16 protein-coding genes and 1 other RNA gene are annotated in these 18,188 nt (G+C 51.7%); 13 read left to right on the top strand and 4 right to left on the bottom strand.

The features are described from left to right. The first annotated feature begins 4 nt into the window (after positions 1-4). From aceF to JC793_RS14320, 8 genes are all read left to right on the top strand, one after another. Complete coding sequence (gene aceF, locus JC793_RS14355; protein WP_218426493.1) at positions 5-1,861, top strand: pyruvate dehydrogenase complex dihydrolipoyllysine-residue acetyltransferase; 1,857 nt, start codon at positions 5-7, stop codon at positions 1,859-1,861. Positions 1,862-2,055: 194 nt separating this feature from the next. Then, entirely contained in the window at positions 2,056-3,483 is a 1,428-nt protein-coding gene (lpdA, locus tag JC793_RS14350; RefSeq protein WP_025152798.1) for a dihydrolipoyl dehydrogenase, read from the top strand. A 414-nt stretch (positions 3,484-3,897) separates the two neighbouring features. After that, positions 3,898-6,495 carry a bifunctional aconitate hydratase 2/2-methylisocitrate dehydratase gene (gene acnB, locus JC793_RS14345; protein ID WP_218426492.1) on the top strand — a complete coding sequence of 866 codons (2,598 nt, stop codon included), beginning with the start codon at positions 3,898-3,900 and terminating at the stop codon, positions 6,493-6,495. 189 nt (positions 6,496-6,684) lie between these two features. Further along, entirely contained in the window at positions 6,685-7,056 is a 372-nt protein-coding gene (locus tag JC793_RS14340; protein WP_166708331.1) for a YacL family protein, read from the top strand. A gap of 130 nt (positions 7,057-7,186) precedes the next feature. Next, positions 7,187-8,047 carry a small-conductance mechanosensitive channel MscS gene (gene mscS / locus JC793_RS14335; RefSeq protein WP_166708330.1) on the top strand — a complete coding sequence of 287 codons (861 nt, stop codon included), beginning with the start codon at positions 7,187-7,189 and terminating at the stop codon, positions 8,045-8,047. Between the two features lie 70 nt (positions 8,048-8,117). Continuing rightward, on the top strand, positions 8,118-8,600 hold the full coding sequence (locus JC793_RS14330; protein WP_247717262.1) for a hypothetical protein: 483 nt from the start codon (positions 8,118-8,120) through the stop codon (positions 8,598-8,600). Positions 8,601-8,725: 125 nt separating this feature from the next. After that, positions 8,726-9,349: an arginine exporter ArgO gene (gene argO, locus JC793_RS14325; RefSeq protein WP_046894477.1), complete on the top strand. Its 624-nt coding sequence runs from the start codon at positions 8,726-8,728 to the stop codon at positions 9,347-9,349. 91 nt (positions 9,350-9,440) lie between these two features. After that, entirely contained in the window at positions 9,441-10,166 is a 726-nt protein-coding gene (locus tag JC793_RS14320; protein WP_046894476.1) for an oxidative stress defense protein, read from the top strand. On the opposite strand, the gene JC793_RS14315 is transcribed toward JC793_RS14320, so the two are convergent. Then, positions 10,163-11,071, bottom strand: coding sequence for a LysR family transcriptional regulator ArgP (locus tag JC793_RS14315; RefSeq protein WP_052926940.1), 909 nt, complete (start codon positions 11,069-11,071; stop codon positions 10,163-10,165). The genes JC793_RS14320 and JC793_RS14315 overlap by 4 nt on opposite strands. Positions 11,072-11,199: 128 nt before the next feature. Here JC793_RS14315 and rpiA point away from each other — a divergent pair, with 128 nt between their 5' ends. Both rpiA and serA read left to right on the top strand, forming a co-directional pair. Then, positions 11,200-11,856, top strand: a complete 657-nt coding sequence (rpiA, locus tag JC793_RS14310; protein ID WP_046894475.1) for a ribose-5-phosphate isomerase RpiA — start codon at positions 11,200-11,202, stop codon at positions 11,854-11,856. A gap of 286 nt (positions 11,857-12,142) precedes the next feature. Next, on the top strand, positions 12,143-13,393 hold the full coding sequence (serA, locus tag JC793_RS14305; RefSeq protein WP_166708327.1) for a phosphoglycerate dehydrogenase: 1,251 nt from the start codon (positions 12,143-12,145) through the stop codon (positions 13,391-13,393). Positions 13,394-13,578: 185 nt separating this feature from the next. Here the strand turns inward: serA and JC793_RS14300 are convergent, their stop codons facing one another. From JC793_RS14300 to zapA, 3 genes are all read right to left on the bottom strand, one after another. After that, on the bottom strand, positions 13,579-14,184 hold the full coding sequence (locus JC793_RS14300) for a 5-formyltetrahydrofolate cyclo-ligase (protein WP_218426490.1): 606 nt from the start codon (positions 14,182-14,184) through the stop codon (positions 13,579-13,581). 37 nt (positions 14,185-14,221) lie between these two features. After that, positions 14,222-14,404, bottom strand: a non-coding RNA gene (gene ssrS / locus JC793_RS14295) — 6S RNA. A 108-nt stretch (positions 14,405-14,512) separates the two neighbouring features. Beyond that, positions 14,513-14,842 carry a cell division protein ZapA gene (zapA, locus tag JC793_RS14290; protein ID WP_046894472.1) on the bottom strand — a complete coding sequence of 110 codons (330 nt, stop codon included), beginning with the start codon at positions 14,840-14,842 and terminating at the stop codon, positions 14,513-14,515. Between the two features lie 149 nt (positions 14,843-14,991). Between zapA and JC793_RS14285 the strand changes: the two genes are divergently transcribed. The 3 genes from JC793_RS14285 (at position 14,992) to ubiH (ending at position 18,185) form a co-directional block, all read left to right on the top strand. Continuing rightward, the gene (locus JC793_RS14285) at positions 14,992-15,573 is read left to right on the top strand and encodes a YecA/YgfB family protein (RefSeq protein WP_052926866.1); all 582 of its coding nucleotides are present in this window, start codon (positions 14,992-14,994) and stop codon (positions 15,571-15,573) included. A gap of 86 nt (positions 15,574-15,659) precedes the next feature. Further along, positions 15,660-16,979: a Xaa-Pro aminopeptidase gene (pepP, locus tag JC793_RS14280; protein WP_166708325.1), complete on the top strand. Its 1,320-nt coding sequence runs from the start codon at positions 15,660-15,662 to the stop codon at positions 16,977-16,979. A 3-nt stretch (positions 16,980-16,982) separates the two neighbouring features. After that, complete coding sequence (ubiH, locus tag JC793_RS14275) at positions 16,983-18,185, top strand: 2-octaprenyl-6-methoxyphenyl hydroxylase (protein WP_218426489.1); 1,203 nt, start codon at positions 16,983-16,985, stop codon at positions 18,183-18,185. The last annotated feature ends 3 nt before the right edge of the window (positions 18,186-18,188 follow it).

The raw sequence follows: 18,188 nt of genomic DNA, 5'->3' as shown, positions 1-18,188 counted from the left end.
ATTAATGTCTATTGAAATCCATGTGCCTGATATCGGTTCAGATGAAGTTGATGTAACTGAAATTCTGGTCAGTGTCGGCGATAAAGTAGAAGCAGAACAATCACTCATCACCGTTGAAGGTGACAAGGCGTCGATGGAAGTTCCGTCTCCGCAGGCAGGGGTTGTTAAAGAGATTAAAGTTGCCGTGGGCGATAAAGTCAGCACCGGTTCTTTCATCATGGTATTTGAAGCAGAGGCCGCAGCAGCGGCTCCTGCTCCGGCAGCTCAGGCTGCCGCACCTGCTGCTCCGGCAGCGGCTGCAGCATCTGCACTGCAGGAAGTTCACGTACCGGATATCGGTGGTGACGAAGTTGATGTGACTGAAATCATGGTCAGCGTCGGCGATACCGTGACTGAAGAACAGTCTCTGATCACTGTTGAAGGCGACAAAGCCTCAATGGAAGTTCCGTCTCCGATGGCGGGTGTGGTTAAAGAGATCAAAGTTGCTGTCGGCGATAAAGTCAGCACCGGTTCCCTGATCATGGTCTTTGAAGTTGCGGGCGCAGCACCGGCGGCACAGCCTGCCGCAGCCGCTCCGGCACCTGCAGCAGCGGCACCGGCCGTGGCAGCAGACAAAGAAATCCATGTACCGGATATCGGCGGTGACGAAGTTGACGTGACTGAAATTATGGTCAGCGTCGGCGATACCGTGACTGAAGAACAGTCTCTGATCACCGTTGAAGGCGACAAAGCCTCAATGGAAGTCCCGTCTCCGATGGCAGGTAAAGTCAAAGAAATCAAAGTAGCAGTCGGCGATAAAGTCAAAACCGGCTCTCTGATTATGGTCTTTGAAGTTGCGGGCGCAGCACCTGCTCCGGCAGCACAGCCTGCAGCAGCTGCACCAGCGGCAGCAGCTCCGGCAGCAGCACCGGCTGCGGGTAATGACTTCGTTGAGAACGATGCTTACGTTCACGCAAGTCCGGTTATCCGTCGTCTGGCCCGTGAATTCGGTGTGAATCTGGCGAAAGTCAAAGGCACAGGCCGTAAAGGCCGTATCCTGCGTGAAGACGTTCAGGCTTATGTGAAAGATGCGGTGAAACGCGCTGAAGCGGCTCCGGCTGCTGCAGGCGGCGGTTTACCTGGCATGCTGCCATGGCCGAAAGTGGACTTCAGCAAGTTCGGTGAAGTGGAAGAAGTTGAACTGAGCCGTATTCAGAAGCTGTCCGGTGCTAACCTGAGCCGTAACTGGGTGATGATCCCGCACGTTACGCTGATGGATGAAGCGGATATCACTGACGTTGAAGAATTCCGTAAACAGCAGAACAAAGAAGCTGAGAAGAAACAGCTGGGCGTGAAAATCACTCCGCTGGTCTTCGTGATGAAAGCTGCCGCGAAAGCGCTGGTCGAAATGCCGCGTTTCAACAGCTCTATCACTGAAGATGCACAGCGTCTGATTCTGAAGAAATATGTCAATATCGGTATCGCGGTAGACACCCCGAACGGCCTGGTTGTTCCTGTCATCAAAGATGTGAACAAAAAAGGTATTCTGGAACTGTCTTACGAACTGGCTGAAATCTCCAAAAAAGCCCGTAACGGTAAGCTGACTTCTTCTGATATGCAGGGCGGATGCTTCACTATCTCCAGCCTGGGCGGTATCGGGACAACCGGTTTCGCACCGATTGTTAACGCACCGGAAGTGGCTATCATGGGTCTGTCACGTTCATCCATGAAACCGGTATGGGACGGCAAACAGTTTGTTCCGCGTCTCATTCTGCCAATGTCACTCTCCTTCGACCACCGTGTGATCGATGGTGCTGACGGCGCCCGCTTCATCACGCTGATTAATCAGTACATGAGCGATTTACGCCGCCTGGCAATGTAAGCAATTACACTAAGACCGGTGCAGAGCCGGTCTCAGCGGCGCAGGCTGAAACGTGCTCATCCCGGATAACGGGAGTCAGGTCACAGAACTGCGCCTTTCCAGGTTGTTAACAATTTTGTAAACTGCTCTCAGTGTGTACGTCCCGGTGGAATATATGTCGTCTGACCCGCCGGACAAACAATTAAGAGGTCACGATGAGTACTGAAATTAAAGCCCAGGTCGTTGTACTTGGTGCGGGCCCTGCAGGGTATTCAGCGGCTTTCCGCTGTGCTGACTTAGGTCTGGAAACTGTCCTGATTGAACGCTATTCAACCTTAGGCGGTGTCTGCCTGAACGTAGGTTGTATCCCGTCCAAAGCATTACTGCATGTTGCTAAAGTGATCGAAGAAGCGAAAGCGCTGGCTTCTCACGGCATCGTGTTCGGCGAACCGCAGACTGATATCGATAAAGTCCGTCTGTGGAAAGAGAAAGTTATTTCTCAGTTAACCGGCGGTCTGGCCGGTATGGCGAAAGGCCGTAAAGTGACTGTTGTGAATGGTCTCGGCCAGTTCACCGGTGCGAATACTATCGAAGTCAATGGTGAGAAGGGTAAAACCACCATCACGTTTGACAATGCTATTATTGCAGCGGGCTCACGCCCGATTCAGCTGCCGTTTATCCCGCACGAAGATCCGCGTGTATGGGATTCAACTGATGCGCTGCAGCTGAAAACCGTCCCGGGCCGTCTGCTGGTCATGGGTGGTGGTATCATCGGTCTGGAAATGGGTACCGTATACCACGCGCTGGGTTCAGAGATTGATGTTGTTGAAATGTTTGACCAGGTCATTCCTGCAGCAGATAAAGACATTGTTAAACTGTTCACCAAACGTATCAGCACCAAGTTTAACCTGATGCTGGAAACCAAAGTGACCGCCGTTGAAGCAAAAGAAGACGGTATCTATGTCACGATGGAAGGCAAGAAAGGCCCTGCAGAACCACAGCGTTATGACGCGGTTCTGGTGGCTATCGGCCGTACTCCTAACGGTAAACTTCTGGCGGCTGATAAAGCCGGTGTTGAAGTTGACGATCGCGGTTTCATCCACGTTGACAAACAAATGCGCACCAACGTGCCGCACATCTTTGCTATCGGCGATATCGTCGGTCAGCCGATGCTGGCGCACAAAGGTGTTCACGAAGGTCACGTGGCAGCCGAAGTTATCTCCGGTCTGAAACACTACTTCGATCCGAAAGTGATCCCGTCTATTGCTTACACCGAACCGGAAGTGGCATGGGTTGGTCTGACCGAGAAAGAAGCGAAAGAGAAGGGCATCAGCTACGAAACAGCAACCTTCCCGTGGGCGGCTTCCGGCCGTGCAATCGCGTCTGACTGCGCTGAAGGTATGACCAAACTGATTTTCGACAAAGAATCTCACCGTGTTATCGGTGGTGCGATTGTCGGTACTAACGGCGGTGAGCTGTTAGGTGAAATCGGTCTGGCTATCGAAATGGGTTGTGATGCGGAAGACCTGGCTCTGACCATCCACGCTCACCCGACGCTGTACGAATCAATCGGTATGGCGGCTGAGATTTACGAAGGCAGCATCACTGACCTTCCGAATCCGAAAGCGAAAAAGAAAAAGTAATCAGCTGACCCGGTAACAGTATTGTTACCCGGCTGAAAATAAAAATCCGGCAGCCTCTGGCGCCGGATTTTTTTATTCCCCGCAGCCATCGCCCCGCCTGTGTACTCATAGACAAACCGGTATTATTCAGATATTAATAAATTCAGTATGCTGACCGTCGTTCCCGGTGCAGCTGAACTGCGCAAACGACCGTTTTTTGCATTTCCGGCGTAATCAATAATTGTGCAGATTCCTGTTTAAAACGGCATAACACTGGTGAAACGGGTAAGCAGCAAGTTTAATTCACTAATGTTATTCAGCTCACAAATTGTTTATGTTGCTTTAATGTGAATGAATTAACAATGTGTTTAAATTTTGATATGCTGAAACCCCGTTGCCGGGCACTCATAAAAAACACAAAGCAAGGAGTACGTCGTGCTGGAAAATTACCGCAGGCACGTTGCCGAACGTGCAGCACAAGGGATCGCCCCTAAGCCATTGGAAGCCGCTCAGGTTGCTGAGTTAGTCGAATTACTGAAATCTCCGCCGGCAGGCGAAGAAGCGTTTCTTGTTGATCTGATTACCAACCGTGTACCGCCGGGTGTTGATGAAGCCGCATATGTGAAAGCCGGTTTCCTGGCCGCTCTGGCAAAAGGTGAAGCACATTCACCTCTGATCTCCGCTGAAAAAGCCGTTGAATTACTCGGAACCATGCAGGGTGGCTATAACATTCACGCCCTGATTGAAGCCCTCGATGATGAAAAACTGGCCCCTGTCGCCGCCAAAGCGCTCTCTCATACCTTACTGATGTTTGATAATTTCTATGATGTGGAAGAAAAGGCAAAAGCCGGTAATTCATATGCACAGAAAATTATTCAGTCCTGGGCTGATGCAGACTGGTTCCTTGAACGTCCGAAGCTGGCAGAGAAACTGACCGTTACTGTCTTTAAAGTCTCCGGTGAAACCAACACCGATGATCTGTCACCGGCACCGGATGCCTGGTCGCGTCCGGATATCCCGCTGCATGCACTCGCGATGCTGAAAAACCCGCGTGACGGTATTGATCCGGATGAACCGGGCAATATCGGGCCGGTTAATCAGATTGATCTGCTCAGCAAAAAAGGGTTCCCGCTGGCCTATGTCGGCGATGTGGTCGGTACCGGGTCTTCCCGTAAATCTGCGACCAACTCCGTGCTGTGGTTTATGGGGGATGATATCCCGTATGTGCCGAATAAACGCGGCGGTGGTATTGTGCTGGGCGGAAAAATTGCCCCGATTTTCTTCAATACCATGGAGGATGCGGGGGCGCTGCCGGTGGAAGTGGATGTCAGCAATCTGAATATGGGGGATGTGATTGATGTTTACCCGTATAAGGGCGAGATCCGCAATCATGACACCAATGAGCTGCTGGCGACGTTTGAACTGAAAACCGATGTGCTGCTGGATGAAGTCCGCGCAGGTGGCCGTATTCCGCTGATTATCGGTCGCGGCCTGACTGCAAAAGCACGCGAGTCTCTCGGCCTGCCGCATACGGATATTTTCCGTCAGGCAAAACCGGTTGAGAAAAGCACCCGCGGTTTCTCACTGGCTCAGAAGATGGTCGGCCGTGCCTGCGGTGTGGCGGGAATTCGTCCGGGTGAGTACTGCGAGCCTAAGATGACCTCTGTCGGCTCCCAGGACACCACCGGGCCGATGACCCGTGATGAACTGAAAGACCTGGCCTGTCTTGGTTTCTCAGCGGATCTGGTGATGCAGTCGTTCTGTCACACTGCTGCTTATCCGAAGCCGGTGGATGTAAATACACATCACACCCTGCCTGATTTTATTATGAACCGCGGCGGTGTGTCGCTGCGTCCGGGAGACGGTATTATCCACTCCTGGCTGAACCGCATGCTGCTGCCGGATACCGTCGGCACCGGCGGTGACTCACACACCCGTTTCCCGATTGGTATTTCCTTCCCGGCCGGTTCCGGTCTGGTCGCTTTTGCGGCGGCAACCGGTGTGATGCCGCTGGATATGCCGGAATCTGTGCTGGTGCGTTTTAAAGGAAAAATGCAGCCGGGGATCACGCTGCGTGATCTGGTGCATGCGATTCCGTATTACGCTATTCAGCAGGGGCTGCTGACTGTTGAGAAAAAAGGGAAGAAAAATATTTTCTCCGGCCGTATCCTGGAAATTGAAGGGCTGCCGACACTGAAAGTGGAACAGGCGTTTGAGCTGGCGGATGCATCTGCCGAGCGTTCTGCGGCAGGTTGTACCATCAAACTGGATAAAGAGCCGATTACGGAATACCTCAATTCCAATATCGTCCTGCTGAAATGGATGATTGCGGAAGGTTACGGTGATCGTCGTACCATCGAGCGCCGTATTCAGAGCATGGAAAAATGGCTGGCCGATCCGCAACTGCTGGAAGGCGATGCGGATGCAGATTATGCTGCCGTGATCGAAATCGATCTTAATGAAATCCGGGAGCCGATTCTCTGTGCGCCGAATGACCCGGATGATGCACGTCTGCTGTCTGATGTGGCCGGAAGCAAGATTGATGAAGTGTTTATCGGCTCCTGCATGACGAATATCGGGCACTTCCGTGCGGCGGGTAAACTGCTCGACAGCTATAAGGGCCAGTTACCGACCCGTCTGTGGGTCGCACCACCGACCAAAATGGATGCCGCGCAGCTGACAGAAGAAGGCTATTACAGCATCTTCGGCAAAAGCGGTGCCCGTATTGAGATTCCGGGCTGTTCACTGTGTATGGGGAACCAGGCGCGCGTGGCGGATAACTCAACGGTTGTATCCACCTCCACCCGTAACTTCCCGAACCGTCTGGGCACCGGTGCGAATGTGTATCTGGCCTCAGCGGAACTGGCGGCAGTTGCCTCCCTGCTGGGACGCCTGCCGACACCGGCGGAGTATCAGACCTTTATGGATAAAGTGGATGAGACAGCGGAAGATACCTATCGTTACCTCAACTTTGACCAGCTGAATCAGTACACCAAAATTGCGGATGGCGTGATTTTCCAGACTCAGGTGTGATAGTCAGCATCTGAATCAATCCGCAGTTATTGTACCGGCGGGAGACAGCAGACACTGTCTCCCGTTTTTTTATACCTGTCAGCCGGTTAATTACGGTGTGGATGTACCTGAAAACCGGATAACCCGCTAAAATAAGGACAGGTGTTGCATACGTGACAGCGGTAAAGTATTAACAAGAGGTATACAGCGATGGATTATGAATTTTCCCTCGGGATCGACGGGAACGTGATAGTTAAGCTGTCAATGGATCACGAAGCGATCGGTCACTGGCTGAATGAAGAAGTAAAAGGGGATCTCTCGGTCATCGATGAGATAACGCTGGCGTTTGACAGTATTAAAGGGCGTGAGCAGCAGTGGCAGCGGGTGGGTCATGAATACACCCTGTTGATGGATGATGAGGAAATCATGATTAACGCCAATCAGATTACCTTTGAAACCGATGAACCGGATGAAGGTATGAGTTATTACGATAATGAAAGTATTGCGTTCTGCGGAACGGCTGACTTTATGATTTTACTGGAAAATTATCGTAAATTTATTGTGACCGGCGGGCAGGGCTGAGAATTTTTATTCTGAAATTTTCATTTGTTACGGTAATATAAACCAGTAGTTCTTTACCTGATGCGATAATCGGTCGGTTATTGCAACAATGTTGTTTTTATTTATTTCCGATAACTTATGAGGTGGATGAATGAATGAACAAATCCTGACGGATGGCCTGAATCAGGCGACCGGCTGGCTGGCAAATAATCAGACATTGCTGCTGGATTATGCGGTGAATATTGTGGCTGCTGTGCTGACACTGATTATCGGTCTGTTTGTGGCGAAAATGGCCGGCAAAGCGGTTTCCCGCCTGCTGTCGATGCGCGGTGTGGATGTTACCGTCTCTGATTTTCTGTCAGCAATGGTTCGTTATGCAGTTATTGCTTTCACACTGATTGCCGTTCTGGGGCGTCTTGGTGTGCAGACGGCGTCCGTTATCGCGGTGCTGGGTGCGGCAGGTCTGGCCGTGGGTCTGGCATTACAGGGATCACTCTCAAATCTCGCGGCAGGGGTATTGTTGGTGATTTTCCGTCCTATCCGTGCAGGTGAATATGTGGTTATCGGGGCGTCAGAAGGGACTGTTCAGAATGTGCAGATTTTTTCCACCACACTGCGCAGCGCGGATGACAAGATTATTGTGATCCCGAACGGTAAAGTAATTGCGGGCGATATTATTAACGTTACCCGTGAACCGGATCGCCGCCGTGACATCATTGTCGGTGTGGCTTACAACGCCGATATTGATCAGGTTAAAGAGATTCTGACTGAGATTGTTGCCGCTGATCCGCGCGTGCAGAAAGAGAAAGGTATCGTGGTTCGCCTCAACGAAATGGCACCATCCTCCCTGAATTTTGTTGTCCGTTACTGGACAAAAAACGGCGATTTCCTGGATGTATACTGGGATCTGCTGGAAAACTTCAAACGTGCGCTGGATAAGCATAATATCGGTATTCCGTTCCCGCAGCTTGATGTCCATATGCATCAGAATAATCAGCAACAGCAGGCGTAACAGGTGTATATTATCAGCGGTACCCTTTTTCCGGGTGCCGCTTTTTTTTGCCGTAAAGTGAGAGATTGTGATGAGCGAGCATTTACTTCATTTTATTCCTGAGACACTGAGTTATGTCCCGGATGCTGAGCAGCAGAAGGCTGCGGAACAGTATCTGAGTGAGTGGATGGCGGCTGACGATATTATGCATCAGGCGGACCCGGATATTATTTTCTGGTCCGGCAGTGAAAACTTCCGTTATCCGCTCTGTCCTGTCTGCCGCAAGCCGGTTTCCGGTACCTGGTGGGGGGCGCAGATGAATGCGATTTTTGCGGTTACCGGAGAGGAACGCATTTCTGCCGCTCTGGCACCGCGCAATACCCCCTGCTGCGGGGCGCCTGCCGTCATTCCCGATATGGATTATGATGAAACCGGCGGTCTTGCGTGTTACGGGCTGACTGTCCGTTATAACAACAGTTTTATTGTCTGTATGGATAACGGGCGGGATGAAATTATCAGCCGTGTGAGTGAATGCCTCGGTACCCCGGTGCGTCTGGTCTGGGAGTGGATCTGACCGCATTTCTCTCGAAATATTAGTCTCGTTAATGACCCATTAATTGTATTAATTTCACTAATACTGAAATCCCGGTAATATTCATTCCATCCGGCGTGGATTGAATAATTATCGGGATTTTTTGCATGTTATCGACGTATTTTCAGGGGTTATTACTTGGCGCGGCAATGATATTGCCGCTCGGGCCACAAAATGTATTTGTATTACAACAGGGAAGCAGGAAGCAGTATCATCTGATGAGTGCATTTTTATGCACGCTGAGTGATGTGTTACTGATCACGGCCGGGGTCTTTGGCGGCAGCGCACTGCTGAGCCAGTCTGTGTTACTGATGGCACTGGTCACCTGGGGCGGGGTGGCATTTTTGCTGTGGTATGGCTGGGGAGCGCTGCGGGCAGTCTTTACGGCGGATGCCGGACTGACGATGCAGGAGCAGGTTGTCCGCAGCCGCTGGCGGGTGATTATGACGCTGGTGGCCGTTACCTGGCTGAATCCGCATGTTTATCTGGATACCTTTGTGGTGCTGGGCAGTATCGGCGGACAACTGGGCTCCGATATGCGCATCTGGTTTACCGCAGGGGCAGTATGTGCATCGGTATTGTGGTTCTTCGGCCTGGCGCTGCTGGCGGCCTGGTTTTCGCCGGTGCTGCAAAAACCGGTATCACAGCGGATTATCAACCTGTTTGTCGGCTCGGTGATGTGGTATATCGCGATACAATTAGCTTTAAAAGGATTGAATATTTCTTATTAATCCGAAATATTGTTTCGTCAGAGTGTGCTAGTGTTATTTATTCCGGCATAACGTCCTGTTATGTGACCGGTTTAAAACAGAAGGAGGATATGTGAAACTGAAATCTCTTGCTCTTGCCGCTATGGTTGCCCTGGGGAGTTACACGGCTGCGGCTCAGGCAGCGGAAACCCCCGCAGGCCCGCATATTTCAACCTCCGGCAGCGCTGTGATTCAGGCTGAGCCTGATATGGCGACACTGACTATCAATGTGACCGTAAAGGAAAAAGATGCGTCAGCCGCCAAAGCACAGGCGGACAAACGTGTGGCGCAATATTTTGATTTTCTGAAAGCTCAGGGGATTGAAAAGAAAGACATTAATGCGGCCAATATCAGTACCAGTCCGGATTATGTCTATGATAAAGAGAAAGAAGAATCTGTTATCCGCGGTTATAACGCCTCCCGTTCAGTGACGGTGAAAGTCTATGATCTGAACAAGCTGAACACATTGCTCGACGGCGCACTGAAAAGCGGCCTGAATGATATCAGTGCAGTGGAGTTCGGAGTGAATAATCCGGAGAAATATCGTGCGGAAGTGCGTCAGAAAGCCATTGATGATGCCGTTTCACAGGCGAAAGCCGTGGCAAAAGGCTTTGGTTCTGAGCTGGGTGCCGTGTACAGCATCGGTTATAACGCACCACAGCCGGTTCCGGTGATGGCGCGCGGTAAAATGATGCTGGCTGCCAATGCACCGGCAGCGGTATCTGCGGATGAAACCTATGAACAACAGACTATCGACTTCCGCGATCAGGTGGATGTTGTGTTTGAACTGAAACGTTAATCCGTTTCAGGCGGCGCCTGCCGCAATGTCTGACGCCCGTGTTTCAGCAGGGCGTCAGTCACCTGCCGCATGGTGGCACTTTCCGGTGCAAACCGGTGCCAGTACAGCATCCGGCGCTGAAACAGACCCGGTGTCAGATCCAGCAACTCTCCCCGCTCCAGTTCATCCGCAATCTGCAAATGCGGGATCATACAGCAGGCTGAACTCTGTTTTGCCAGCTGCACAAAGGCTTCCGAGGAATTAAGAACATGGCTCGGCACACTGCCGGGTGCGAGGTCAAAATTGGTCTGCAGGAAGGCCATGTGCATATCATCAAGATAATCAAATGCCACAGCGGGGGCTTTCAGCAGAGCACTGCGGCTGACGCCGTCAGGAAAATAACGGGCGGCAAATTCCGGTGAGGCGACAAAGAGGTAATCCAGCGCGCCAAGCTGATCCGCCAGACATCCCGGCAGCGGACGCGGCTGAATACTGACCGCACCAACCACTTCCCCGCGCCGCAGACGTTCATGCGTGCGTGATTCATCTTCCACCTGAATATTCAGGCGGATAGCCAGATCAGCCAGAACATGGCGAAGCGCCGGAAGCAGCCAGGTCGCGAGGCTGTCGGCATTGACCGCCAGAGAGATCAGAGGCGGTTCAATATTACCGGCATCATCCCCCAGCCATTCGGCTTCGAGTAATTCCACCTGATGCAGCAGACCGAGGAGCTTCTGACCCTCTTCGGTCGGCCGCGGCGGCACGGTACGCACCAGCAGCGGCTGTCCGAACAGGTTTTCCAGCTGTTTGATGCGCTGAGAAACGGCAGACTGGGTAATACAGAGTTTCTGTGCAGCCCGCTCAAAACCACGTTCACGGATAACAGCGTCCAGCGCCTGCAGGGCACGATAATCCGGTCGTCTCATGGCGGTTTTCTCCTCTTTATTATCAGTCATTCACAATATGCCACAATTCGCATTCCGGGGGAGAAATAATTGCTATAATTATCACGGGCTATGCCGGTGGCATAGGATGACGATGAAAAGGCAATAACATGACTCAGGATGAATTAAAGAAAGCGGTTGGCTGGTCGGCATTAGAATTCGTGAAGCCGGGCACTATTGTTGGTGTGGGCACCGGGTCCACCGCGTCTCACTTTATTGATGCGCTGGCGACCATGAAAGGCCAGATTGACGGCGCGGTATCCAGCTCAGAGGTATCAACCGCAAAACTGAAAAGCTACGGCATTCCGGTGCTGGACTGCAATGATGTGGACAGCCTGGACGTGTATGTCGACGGCGCGGATGAAATCGACCACCATATGAACATGATCAAAGGTGGTGGTGCGGCACTGACCCGTGAGAAAATCGTGGCGGCTATTGCGAAAAAATTCATTTGTATCGTGGATGAAAGCAAGCGTGTTGATGTGCTGGGTAAATTCCCGCTGCCGGTGGAAGTGATCCCGATGGCGCGTTCTTATGTGGCGCGTGAGCTGGTCAAACTCGGTGGTCAGCCGGAATACCGTCAGAATGTGGTAACGGATAACGGCAACGTGATTCTGGATGTCTACAATCTGGAAATTCTGAACCCGGTTGAGATGGAAAATAAAATTAACGGTATCGCCGGTGTGGTGACTGTAGGTTTATTTGCCAACCGCGGTGCGGATGTGGTGCTGATGGGTACTCAGGATGGCGTAAAAACCATTAAATAAATCAGTAAGCTATCTGTAATATACCGATACAGAATAAGGAACCGGAGACGGTTCCTTTTTAATTTTTTTTTAAATCATAAATTTCGGTGATATATATCACAATTTTGTCTTTGATATGCCCAAAATATCAGCACTCAGTGGCATTTTTTCATTTTCTTCTGCAAACCTGCCTTTTCCCTGTAACTTGTTCTGTGACTTATACAGGGGCGTGTATTGCGGAGACGTTATTTTTTGTTATTTTGATGTGAGGACAGGACATTTCGGGAACTTAACAAAAGGCAGGGTCATGGTAAAAGTATCACTGGAAAAAGATAAAATTAAATTTCTGCTATTGGAAGGCGTACACCAGAGTGCGGCAGACAGTCTGAAAGCAGCGGGTTATTCAAACATTGAATATCATAAAGGCGCATTATCCACGGAAGAATTAAAAGAAGCGATCCGTGATGCGCGTTTTATCGGTATCCGATCCCGTACCCAACTGACAGAAGAGATTTTTGCCTGCGCGGAAAAACTGGTCGCTGTCGGTTGTTTCTGTATCGGGACTAACCAGGTCGATCTCGGCGCGGCGGCAAAACGCGGTATTCCTGTCTTTAACGCACCTTTCTCAAACACCCGTTCCGTGGCTGAGATGGTGCTGGGGCAACTGTTACTGCTGCTGCGCCGTATTCCGGAGGCAAATGCCAAAGCGCATCGTGGTATCTGGGATAAACAGGCGAAAGGCTGCTATGAGGCGCGCGGTAAAAAACTGGGGATTATCGGCTACGGCCATATCGGGACACAGCTGGGTATCCTGGCGGAATCCATCGGTATGGATGTCTATTTTTACGATATCGAAAACAAACTGCCGCTCGGTAATGCCACTCAGGTGCGTCATTTATCTGAGCTGCTGAATATGAGTGATGTGGTCACGCTGCATGTACCGGAAACGGAATCCACCAAAAATATGGTGAGTAAGCATGAGTTTGAACTGATGAAACCGGGCGCGATTTTCATTAACGCCTCACGTGGTACGGTCGTGGATATTCCGGCGCTCAGTCAGGCACTGGCCTCAAAACACCTGTCCGGCGCGGCGGTGGATGTGTTCCCGTCTGAACCGGCGGCAAACAATGACCCGGAAGATCCGTTTATTTCTGAGCTGATTGGGTTTGATAATGTCATTCTTACTCCGCATATCGGCGGCTCAACCCAGGAAGCACAGGAAAATATCGGTTTTGAGGTCGGCGGCAAGCTGGCGAAATACTCCGATAATGGTTCGACGCTTTCTGCGGTCAACTTCCCTGAAGTATCACTGCCGGTGCACGGACAGAATGCAAACCGTCTGCTGCATATTCACGAAAACCGCCCGGGTCTGCTGACCAGCATCAACCAGGTCTTTACTGATCGCGGTATCAATATCGCAGCACAGTATCTGCGGACGGCGGGTGATCTGGGTTATGTTGTTATCGATATTGTGGCAAATAATCAGGATGAGGCGGATGATGTTCTGCTGCAACTGAAAGCCCTGCCGGGAACAATAAGAGCACGTCTGTTGTTCTGAGAGCGGTGATTGCTCTGCGGATAACGGGCAAGCGAACGAAAAAGCATGCGCGTCATGGATGACGCGCCTGAGCTTACAGGGGTGTATTTAAAGCGGCTTTTCGTTTTGCCCGTTACCGGTAGTTTCACCGGAGTCAATGCGTGCCGGTGTATTTCTCTGATAAGTAACAGTCTGTTTATACAGGTTTATTTGTGTTCCGGCCACAGCCAGCGGCGTGATGGTGTGATCACTTCCGGCAGCGGCACATCCCACTCTGCAACGGGTAACTCACTGACCTGCTGACAATCATGCGCCAGTCCCAGCGGGTAAAATCCTTTCTTCTGCCAGTCTGCCAGTGTACGGTCATAAAAACCGCCGCCCATCCCGAGACGCCCGCCTTTTTCATCAAATGCAACCAGCGGAATAAACATGATATCCAGTTCCTGCGGCGGCAATACCTGTGTGACATCCAAAGCCGGTTCTGAAATTGAAAATTTATTTTTAATCAGCGGGGTATCAGGACGATAGGCAAGAAATAACAGATGATGGCGGCTGAACGGGTGAAGAACCGGCAGATATACGTGTTTCCCCTGTGACCACAGCCATTCTGTCAGCGGGCGGGTATCTATCTCGCCGTCAAAAGAGAGAAACAGGGCAATATTATCAGCGCGGTCAATGCCGGGGTGGTGAATGATTTGCTGAACAAGATCTTGTGCGGCAGCCGTCTGCTGCTGCGGGGTCAGGGCACGGCGTTTGTTGCGGATTAACTGACGCAGATGATGCCGTGATTGTAACAGCGGGTCATGAGTCATAGTGAAATCAGCGAAATATCAGGAGATAAATAAGAGAGAGGTCTCCAAGATGCCGTCGCAGGCTGTAACCCTTGAACCCTTGGTTCAAGGTGAACGCGGCGTTGCTTCCATTAGGCTGCCTGAACGAATCAGGTATGCTCACCGGTGACAAATCACCACATTCTGTCTGTATCAATATCGGCTCAGGGGACTGACCCGCAGACAAACATCTCAGAGAATTTTGTGAACTACGTGTAACGTTGTTCTTAAACTCATTGTATGAAATCGGGCTGAGATTGCAACCTAATTTCGAAATTTTTTTTGTCTAGTGACTGATTTCTAAACAATTTTATTCAATAGGTGTTACCTGGCGCTCTGTAATTCGGGTTTGGTCATGCAGCGCCTGCTCGATAGTCTGCTGTAACAGTTTTATCTTTTGTTCCATGTTATAGGCATAATCGCGCGTTTTCAATTTTTCTTGTGTCAGTTCGTGACAGATGTTTAACGCAACGATAAAAACGAGCTGTTCCGCGTTAGTGACCCGGCTGCGCTCTTTCAGGTCCTGTAACCGTTGTTCAAGCTCCGCAGCGGAAGCGAGCAGAGCTTCTTTTTGTTCCGGTGGACAATTAACGCGCATGGAACGCCCGAATATTTGGATATCAACGGGTTGTGCAGACATGAAATCTTCCTTTGGTTCTGCAACAGGATATTATCCTGTGTGACGTGAATTGTGTACGTTATAGCAGCAGGCCGCAGCCCTTATCTGGTACAGCGGCGCCTCTTGATGGTAGCATATCACGAACTGAAACCCGACTGGTGAGCAAAATAATGACCCCGGATAAAACACTGCCCGATTTTAAAACACTTGATGAACTTTTACGTCAGCAAGCCGTTGCCATGACTGCGTCAGAGATGCACGGCCTGATCACGGGTCTGCTCTGCGGCGGTAACACTGATGAGAGCTGGATGGCGCTGATCCACGACCTGACCAACGAAGGTATGGCGTTTTCACAGATTCTGGCACAACCGCTGCGTGCTCTCTTTAATACCACATTTGAGCTGCTTGATGATACCGAATGCCAGTTTAATTTACTGCTGCCGGATGATGAAGCGGGTGTGTTTGCCCGGGCTGATGAGCTGGCCGGCTGGGTCAATCACTTCTTATTAGGTCTGGGTGTGGCCGATCCGAAATTTGGTGATCGTAATGAAGTGAAAGAAATTGTCACTGATCTGCGTGAAATCGGCATGCTGGGCTATGATGAAGCGGAAGATACCGAAGCACTGGATGATGCGCTGGAAGAAGTGATCGAGTATGTCCGCGTGGCCGTACAGCTGTGCTATATCTCGCTGGCAAAACCGCGCAGCGCACAAACGGCTGATGCGCCGGCACAGAAACCGACATTACACTGATATATCTGAAGCTGTCCGCGGCAGACAATCTGCTGCACACTGAACCATCAGATTTCTGAATCATCACACGTACAAGGAAAGAGGGTATGAATAAACAAGAATTTATCTCACGCCGTCAGGCATTGCTGGAAAAAATGGCACCTGCCAGCGCGGCGGTTTTCTTTGCGGCACCTCCGGCGCAGCGTAATGCGGACAGCGACTATCCCTACCGTCAGCACAGTGATTTTCTCTATCTGACCGGCTTCAGTGAGCCGGAGGCGGTACTGGTACTGATTAAAAGTGATGAAACCCATAACCACAGTGTATTGTTTAACCGTGTGCGTGATCTGACCGCAGAAATCTGGTTCGGACGCCGTCTCGGCCAGGACGCGGCACCGGAAAAACTGGGTGTGGATCGCGCTCTGCCGTTTGATGAGATTAATGAACAGCTCTGTCAGCTGCTTAACGGCCTCGACACCCTCTATTTCGCACAGGGCGAAATGGCGTATGCCGATACCATCGTCTTTAATGCTCTCGATACACTGCGCCGCGGCAGCCGCCGTAACCTTTCCGCGCCGGCCACGATCATTGACTGGCGGCCGGTTGTTCACGAAATGCGTCTGTTTAAATCCCCGGCGGAGCTGGACATCATGCGCCGTGCCGGAAAAGTCAGTGCGCTGGCACACACCCGTGCGATGGAAAAATGCCGTCCGGGTATGTACGAATATCAGTTACAGGGCGAAATTGAACACGAATTTGTCAGTAACGGCGCGCGTTTCCCGTCCTATAACACGATTGTCGGCAGCGGTGAAAACGGCTGTATCCTGCACTACACCGAAAACGAATGCCGGATGAAAGACGGGGATTTGGTGCTGATCGATGCCGGATGTGAAATTGAAGGCTATGCCGGAGATATTACCCGTACTTTCCCGGTCAACGGCAAATTCAGCAAAGAGCAGCGCGAAATCTATGACCTGGTGCTGGAAACCCTGAATGTTTCTCTGGAACTCTACCGCCCCGGTACGTCGATCGCAGAAGTGACGGATCGTGTGGTGGAAATCATGACGGAAGGGCTGGTGAAACTCGGTTTACTGACCGGGGATGTCCCGCATTTGATCGAAACCAAAGCATACCGCGCCTTTTTCATGCATAGTCTCAGCCACTGGTTAGGACTGGATGTGCATGATGTCGGCCATTACGGCACAGAACGTGACCGCATCCTGGAACCGGGCATGGTGCTGACTATCGAGCCGGGGCTGTATATCGCGCCGGATGCGGATGTGCCGGAAGCGTATCGCGGCATCGGTATCCGTATTGAGGACGATATTGTCATCACAGCTGACGGCAACGAAAACCTGACAGCTTCCGTGGTTAAAACCGCAGATGAAATTGAAGCGCTGATGGCGCAGGCAAAACAGGCTGAATAATTAATGAGTGTGATAATCACCGGAGGCGGAATGACCGGCGCGACACTGGCGCTGGCGCTTTCCCGCCTCAGTCACGGCAGGCTTCCCGTCGCACTGGCGGAAGCCAGATTACCGGATGCCCATCATCCGGGGTTTGATGCGCGGGCGATTGCCCTGGCGTACGGGACTTGTCAGCGGCTTGAGAAAATCGGGCTGTGGTCTGCCCTGAAAGCGTATGCAGCGCCGATTACCCGGGTGCATGTGTCTGATCAGGGGCATACAGGCTGTGTGAATATTACCGCCGGTGATTATGATATTGATGCACTCGGACAGGTTATTGAACTGTATGATGCCGGACAAACGCTGTTTGCCGAACTGGTAAAAGCCGACAATGTCACACTGTATTGTCCGGACAGCGTAAAAAATATTACCCGCACGACGGACTCGGTCAGTGTTCAGCTGGAGAGCGGTACGGTGCTGAACGGACAGGTTCTGATCGCGGCGGACGGCAGTCATTCTGCAGTCGCAGAGCAGTGCGGTATGCAGTGGAATGACACACCGTATGAGCAGGTGGCGGTGATCGCCAATGTCATGACGGAACTGGATCCGCAGGGGCGGGCGTTTGAACGTTTTACCCCGCAGGGGCCGCTGGCGATGCTGCCGATGACAGAAGGGCGCAGTTCGCTGGTCTGGTGTCACCGTGCAGAACATGCGGACACCGTGCGTGAATGGGATGATGAGACTTTCTGCCGCGAATTGCAGAAAGCCTTCGGCTGGCAACTGGGCAAAATTATCACTGCCGGTGCCCGCCACTGTTATCCGCTGACCCTGAGTGCCGCGCACTCTCAGATTTCCCACCGCCTGGCGCTGGTGGGCAATGCCTCTCAGACACTCCATCCTATCGCCGGCCAGGGATTCAACCTGGGAATGCGTGATGTGATGGCACTGGCGGAGGTTATCAGTCAGGCGTTTTTATCACAGGAAGATATTGGCCAGTACCGCGTGCTGACGCAGTATCAGGCAGCCCGTGAAGCTGACCGGCAGGCGACAATGACCCTGACTGACAGCCTGGTGCGCCTTTTCTCCAATCGTTGCTTCCCGCTGGCCGCCGGACGGAATGCCGGCCTGATGGCAATGGAAATGCTGCCGTTTCTGCGCAACCGGCTGGCAAAACAGACGCTCGGCTGGGTCGCGCAGCCGCTTAATACCGCCACGGAAAGAGGATAAACA

Origin of the sequence: Morganella morganii, assembly GCF_019242955.1 — a bacterium.
In the GTDB taxonomy this organism is placed as follows: domain Bacteria; phylum Pseudomonadota; class Gammaproteobacteria; order Enterobacterales; family Enterobacteriaceae; genus Morganella; species Morganella sibonii.
Note: the sequence above shows the minus strand (reverse complement) of the source record. Positions and strands in the feature narration are given on the sequence as shown.

Excerpts from the sequence above, each read along its gene's own strand:
- JC793_RS14315 (WP_052926940.1), bottom strand. The coding sequence starts at position 11,071 with ATGAGACGACCGGATTATCGTGCCCTGCAGGCGCTGGACGCTGTTATC.
- JC793_RS14285 (WP_052926866.1), top strand. The coding sequence starts at position 14,992 with ATGACCCCGGATAAAACACTGCCCGATTTTAAAACACTTGATGAACTT.
- zapA (WP_046894472.1), bottom strand. The coding sequence starts at position 14,842 with ATGTCTGCACAACCCGTTGATATCCAAATATTCGGGCGTTCCATGCGC.
- JC793_RS14340 (WP_166708331.1), top strand. The coding sequence starts at position 6,685 with ATGGATTATGAATTTTCCCTCGGGATCGACGGGAACGTGATAGTTAAG.
- serA (WP_166708327.1), top strand. The coding sequence starts at position 12,143 with ATGGTAAAAGTATCACTGGAAAAAGATAAAATTAAATTTCTGCTATTG.
- JC793_RS14300 (WP_218426490.1), bottom strand. The coding sequence starts at position 14,184 with ATGACTCATGACCCGCTGTTACAATCACGGCATCATCTGCGTCAGTTA.
- argO (WP_046894477.1), top strand. The coding sequence starts at position 8,726 with ATGTTATCGACGTATTTTCAGGGGTTATTACTTGGCGCGGCAATGATA.
- JC793_RS14330 (WP_247717262.1), top strand. The coding sequence starts at position 8,118 with ATGAGCGAGCATTTACTTCATTTTATTCCTGAGACACTGAGTTATGTC.
- rpiA (WP_046894475.1), top strand. The coding sequence starts at position 11,200 with ATGACTCAGGATGAATTAAAGAAAGCGGTTGGCTGGTCGGCATTAGAA.
- aceF (WP_218426493.1), top strand. The coding sequence starts at position 5 with ATGTCTATTGAAATCCATGTGCCTGATATCGGTTCAGATGAAGTTGAT.
- mscS (WP_166708330.1), top strand. The coding sequence starts at position 7,187 with ATGAATGAACAAATCCTGACGGATGGCCTGAATCAGGCGACCGGCTGG.
- lpdA (WP_025152798.1), top strand. The coding sequence starts at position 2,056 with ATGAGTACTGAAATTAAAGCCCAGGTCGTTGTACTTGGTGCGGGCCCT.
- ubiH (WP_218426489.1), top strand. The coding sequence starts at position 16,983 with ATGAGTGTGATAATCACCGGAGGCGGAATGACCGGCGCGACACTGGCG.
- pepP (WP_166708325.1), top strand. The coding sequence starts at position 15,660 with ATGAATAAACAAGAATTTATCTCACGCCGTCAGGCATTGCTGGAAAAA.